Here is a 2,364-nt window from a genome sequence, read left to right on the forward strand (position 1 = left end):
GTTTTTTGATCAGGCTCTGGTCAAGTGACTGGCTTTTTCTCCTCTCTTTTGCGCTGCTGCGGCCGAGCTGGCTTTGAAGCGGAAGCTGTCGTTCCCGGTTTCAAGGATATGGCAACGATGGGTCAAACGGTCGAGCAGAGCTGTGGTCATCTTGGCATCGCCAAAGACGGTGGCCCATTCGCTGAAGCTGAGGTTGGTGGTGATGATGACGCTGGTGCGCTCATAAAGCTTGCTCAGCAGGTGGAAGAGCAGCGCTCCGCCTGAGGCACTGAACGGAAGGTATCCGAGCTCATCGAGGATCAGCAGATCGAGACGAACCAGCGTCTCAGCGATCTGGCCTGCCTTGCCTTTAGCCTTCTCCTGCTCGAGCGCGTTGACCAGTTCGATGGTCGAGAAGAAGCGGACCTTGCGGCGATGATGCTCGATCGCCTGGATACCGAGGGCGGTCGCGACATGTGTTTTTCCTGTGCCCGGTCCGCCGACAAGCACTATATTCTGTGCTCCGTCGATGAACTCGCATCTGTGCAATTGGCGCACCGTCGCTTCGTTGATTTCGCTGGCGGCGAAGTCATATCCGGAGATGTCCTTGTAGGCAGGGAAGCGGGCAGCCTTCATGTGATAGGCGATGGACCGGACCTCACGCTCGGCCATCTCGGCTTTCAGCAACTGGGACAGGATCGGCACGGCGGCATCAAACGCTGGAGCGCCTTGCTCGATCAGGTCCATGACGGCTTGAGACATGCCATACATCTTCAGGCTACGCAGCATGATGACGACGGCGGCGCTGGCAGGATCATGACGCATGACGACCTCCTACGATCCGGACCCGCAGACCGTCATAGCGTTCTACATTGGCCTTGGGTTCACGCAGCAAGGTTAGCGCCTGTGGCGTGTCGATATCGGGACCGTCTGTCGTCTTGCCGTCGATCAACCGATGCAGCAGGTTCAGCACATGCGTCTTGGTCGCCACGCCTTGATCCAGAGCCAGTTCCACAGCCCTGACGACAACCTGTTCGTCGTGATGAAGAACCAGAGCGAGGATGTCGGCCATCTCCCGATCACCACCGGGGCGGCGAAGCATCTGATCCTGCAGTTGTCGAAAGCCCGGCGGCAATTCCAGGAAGGGTGCGCCATTGCGCAAAGCACCGGGCTTGCGCTGGATGACGGCAAGGTAATGCCGCCAGTCATAAATCGTCCGTGGTGGTTTGTCGTGGCTGCGTTCTATGATCCGCGGATGTTCGCAGAGGATATTGCCCTCGGCCGCAACGACCAGTCGCTCGGGATAAATCCTCAGGCTGACGGGCCGGTTCGCAAAAGACGCAGGCACGCTGTAACGATTGCGCTCGAAGGTGATCAGGCATGTCGGCGAGACGCGCTTGCTCTGCTCGACGAAGCCGTCAAATGCGTTAGGCAATGCCATCAATGCTGCCCGCTCATCAGCCCAGACATCTGCAATCGTACCGGACAAGGTGCCATGCGCCGTCTCTCGCCACAGGTCCTGGCAATGCTGTTCCAGCCAGATATTCAACGCCGCCAGATCTGGAAAGTCCGGCATCTGTTGCCACAAACGTGGTCGGGCATCCTGAACGTTCTTCTCGACCTGTCCCTTCTCCCAGCCTGCGGCAGGATTGCAGAACTCGGGCGCAAAAACGTAGTGGTTCGTCATCGCCTGGAAGCGGACGTTGACCTGTCGCTCCTTGCCGCGGCCAACACGATCGACCGCGGTCTTCATGTTGTCGTAGATGCCGCGACCAGGTACGCCGCCAAACACACGGAACCCGTGCCAGTGAGCATCGAACAGCATCTCGTGCGTCTGCAGCAGGTAGGCTCTGACCAGAAACGCCCGACTGTGCGATAGCTTGATGTGTGCGACCTGAAGCTTGGTGCGCTCGCCGCCGATCACGGCATAATCTTCACTCCAATCGAATTGGAATGCTTCGCCTGCACGGAAAGACAGCGGAACGAATATGCCGCGGCCAGTCGTCTGCTGCTCAACCCGCCACTCACGGGCAAAGGCGGCGACCCGACCATAGGAGCCGGTAAAGCCGAGAACCACCAGATCGGCATGAAGCTGCTTCAGCGTTCGGCGCTGCTTGCGCGACCTCCCGGCCTCGGTCTTCAGCCAGGCCGCCAGTTTGTCGGCAAAAGGATCAAGCTTGCTCGGTCGCTCCGGTACCGTGAACGTCGGCTCGATCGTGCCAGCGTTCAAATACTTCGCAATCGTATTGCGCGACAAACCGGTATGCCGACTGATCTCGCGGATCGACTGCTTCTCGCGCAGCTTCATCCGACGGATGATGTTTAAAAGTCCCATGTGGATCACTCCGTTGCCCCCGTCGCTCACCGCGTTGGGGGGAAGGTCAC

2 protein-coding genes are annotated in these 2,364 nt (G+C 59.0%); both read right to left on the reverse strand.

Annotated elements, in window-relative coordinates:
• Positions 1–9 precede the first annotated feature (9 nt).
• The gene (gene istB / locus ACSQ3J_RS31225) at positions 10–804 is read right to left on the reverse strand and encodes an IS21-like element helper ATPase IstB (protein WP_436041178.1); all 795 of its coding nucleotides are present in this window, start codon (positions 802–804) and stop codon (positions 10–12) included.
• Positions 794–2,314 carry an IS21 family transposase gene (istA, locus tag ACSQ3J_RS31230; protein WP_428423463.1) on the reverse strand — a complete coding sequence of 507 codons (1,521 nt, stop codon included), beginning with the start codon at positions 2,312–2,314 and terminating at the stop codon, positions 794–796. Before istA ends, istB begins: the two co-directional genes overlap by 11 nt.
• Positions 2,315–2,364: the final 50 nt, after the last annotated feature.

This window comes from Rhizobium sp. LjRoot98 (assembly GCF_964252935.1).
GTDB lineage: Bacteria > Pseudomonadota > Alphaproteobacteria > Rhizobiales > Rhizobiaceae > Pararhizobium.

What these genes read in the sequence shown, in the direction of transcription:
- istB (WP_436041178.1), bottom strand. Translation starts at nt 804, where the DNA reads ATGCGTCATGATCCTGCCAGCGCCGCCGTCGTCATCATGCTGCGTAGC.
- istA (WP_428423463.1), bottom strand. Translation starts at nt 2,314, where the DNA reads ATGGGACTTTTAAACATCATCCGTCGGATGAAGCTGCGCGAGAAGCAG.